Origin of the sequence: Spirillospora sp. NPDC049652 (genome assembly GCF_040675125.1) — a bacterium.
In the GTDB taxonomy this organism is placed as follows: domain Bacteria; phylum Actinomycetota; class Actinomycetes; order Streptosporangiales; family Streptosporangiaceae; genus Spirillospora.
The window spans coordinates 1-2,563 of record NZ_JBFAOF010000984.1; the positions used below are offsets into that span (position 1 = coordinate 1).

3 protein-coding genes are annotated in these 2,563 nt (G+C 75.5%); 2 read left to right on the forward strand and 1 reads right to left on the reverse strand.

What is annotated here, in order from left to right; translation table 11 throughout:
- Positions 1-1,525: FAD-binding oxidoreductase (locus AB0J52_RS35780; protein WP_500187355.1), on the reverse strand; the 1,525-nt coding region annotated here is incomplete at its 3' end.
- Between the two features lie 64 nt (positions 1,526-1,589).
- Here AB0J52_RS35780 and AB0J52_RS35785 point away from each other — a divergent pair.
- Positions 1,590-2,222: a TetR/AcrR family transcriptional regulator gene (locus AB0J52_RS35785; RefSeq protein ID WP_500187354.1), complete on the forward strand. Its 633-nt coding sequence runs from the start codon at positions 1,590-1,592 to the stop codon at positions 2,220-2,222.
- Positions 2,223-2,272: 50 nt separating this feature from the next.
- Positions 2,273-2,563 (forward strand): FAD-dependent oxidoreductase (locus tag AB0J52_RS35790; protein ID WP_500187356.1); only part of this gene is annotated, 291 nt, incomplete at its 3' end.

Sequence of the window (2,563 nt, forward strand, 5' to 3'; positions counted from 1 at the left end):
GACTGGTGTTGTGACGTTGGCTCTTCGGATGTAGGTTATCTTCGCGGTGGTCGGCGCCGACGCCGTGGTGGTGGCTGATCGTCCCGCCCGCCGCGATGATCGCGTCGTTGGCGGCGTGCTTGGCCTTCTCCCAGTGCGGGACGGCGTCCGGGCCCTGGGCCGAGACGACCGTGAAGTACAGCGACGCGCCGGACGGGTAGACGTGCGAGATGTGGCACATGACCAGCGGCGGCGTCCCCGAACCGGCGAGCGTGTCGGTGACCGCCCGCTTCACGCCCGCGTAGAGCGCGGGGATGTCGGCCCAGAACGCGGCCGTCTCCAGCGTCTCCGCGAACGCGCCGACGTCGAGCAGCGCGTCGCGCAGGTAGGGGGCGTTGAACCGGCCGTGCTCCCACTTGTCGCCGGGCTCCGCGCCGAGCGGCTCGCCGCCGAGGCCGGTGAGGACGGCGTGGATCCGCTCGCGGCGGGCCCCGATCTCGTCCGGCGTCCCCTCCAGGCCGAGGACGACCAGGCAGCCGGAGGCCGACAGGCCCGCGCCGACGGCGGACGGGTCGGCCAGGCCGATCATCGTCTCGGTCTCGTCCGAGAGCCGCAGGACCGTCGGGAGCGGGCCGTCCTGGGCGAGGGCGCGCAGCGCGGCCGAACCGGTCGTGAAATCGGGGAAGCGCCAGCCCTCGTACGCGTGCGCCTCCGGGACCGGCCGGATCCGCACCCGGACGGACGTGATGACGCCGAACGCGCCCTCCGAGCCGAGGACGAGCTGCCGCAGGTCGGGCCCGGCGGCGGACTTCGGCGCGCGGCCGAGGTCGAGCGTCCCGGCGGGGGTCGCGACGGTCAGGCCGACGACCATCTCGTCGAACCGCCCGTACCCGGCGGACGCCTGGCCGCTGGAGCGCGCGGCGGCGAACCCGCCGATCGTCGCCCACTCGAACGACTGCGGGAAGTGGCCGAGGGTGTAGCCGCGCTCGCGGAGCAGCTCCTCGGCGCGCGGGGCGCGCAGGCCCGGCTGGAACACGGCCGTGCGCGACACCTCGTCCAGTTCGACCAGGCCGTCCAGGCGGCGCAGGTCGAGCGCGACGAAGGCGGCGAGGCCCGACGCGGCCAGGCCGGTCGGGGCGAGGCCGCCGACCACCGACGTCCCGCCGCCGAACGGCACGACCGCGACCTTGTGCGCGGCGCACGCCGCGAGGACGGCGAGGACCTCGTCATGCGAGCCGGGCAGGACGACCGCGTCGGGCGCGTCCTCAGCCTGACCCGCGCGGATGCGCAGCAGGTCGGGGGTGGACTTTCCGCGCGTGTGCCGCACGCGGGTCTCGTCGTCGGTGCGCACGTGCTCCGCGCCGACGGCCTCGGCGAGCGCCGCGCGGGCGGCCTCCGGGAGCCGCGACGCGGGGACGGCGACCTCGTCCAGCGTGAGCGGCGGGGCCTCCACCGGCCTGACGCCCAGCAGGTCCCGCAGCAGCCCCGCGACCGACTCGGGCAGGGGCGTGGCACGGGCCGGATCGCCCCAGCCGCTCCACAGCATGTCCCCGGTTCCCACCGCTCCTCCAAGTGGCTCAACACGTACCTACTGGCTTACACTGTGACACATGACGTCGAATCGTCACAACAGGATGGACGAGCAGGCCGTGCTCGACGCCGCGCGGGACTGCGTCCTCGCGGTCGGCGTGCGCCGCACCACGCTCACCGACATCGCCCGCCGCGCCGGGGTGTCCCGCATGACCCTGTACCGCCGCTGGCCGGACGTGCGCACCATCGTCGCCGACCTCATGACCCGCGAGTGGACCGCCGTCGGGGCGGCCGTCCAGCCCTACCCCGCGGGCGGGACGGGCTCCGGCGGCGAGGCCCCGGGCGACGCCCGGCCCGTGCGCGAGCTGCTGGTGGACGGGCTGGTCACCGGGGTCGCGGCGCTGCGCGACCACCCGCTGATGCGCAAGATCCTCGACGTGGACCCCGAGCTGCTGCTGCCGTACCTGCTGGACCGGCTGGGCGCCAGCCAGGCGGCCTTCCTGGAGACCTTCGAGACGGCCCTCGCCGCCGGGCACGCCGACGGGTCGATCCGGCAGGGCGACGTCACCCGGCAGGCGCGGGCGCTGCTGCTGGTCGTGCAGTCCTTCGCGCTGTCGGGCCGCACCGTCACCGACCCCGCCGACCCGTCGCTCACCGCCGAGGCGTTCGACGCCGAGCTCCGCACCCTCCTGGAGAGGACCCTCGCGCCATGACCCCCGCCAACTCCATGAGATCCGCCAACGCCGTGGGATCCGCCCGCGCCATGACCCCGGTCCGGTCGTCCCTCAACGCCGCGCGCCGCGCCCGGGAGCTGGCCGCACTGCCCGGCGAGGTCGTGGACGTGCTGGTCGTCGGCCTCGGCGCGACCGGCGCGGGCGCGGCGCTGGACGCCGCCGCGCGCGGCCTCAGCGTCGCCGCGATCGACGCGCACGACCTGGCCTTCGGCACGTCGCGGTGGAGCTCCAAGCTCATCCACGGCGGCCTGCGCTACCTGGCGTCCGGGCAGGTGGACGTCGCGCACGAGAGCGCCGTCGAGCGGGGCGTGCTGATGGCG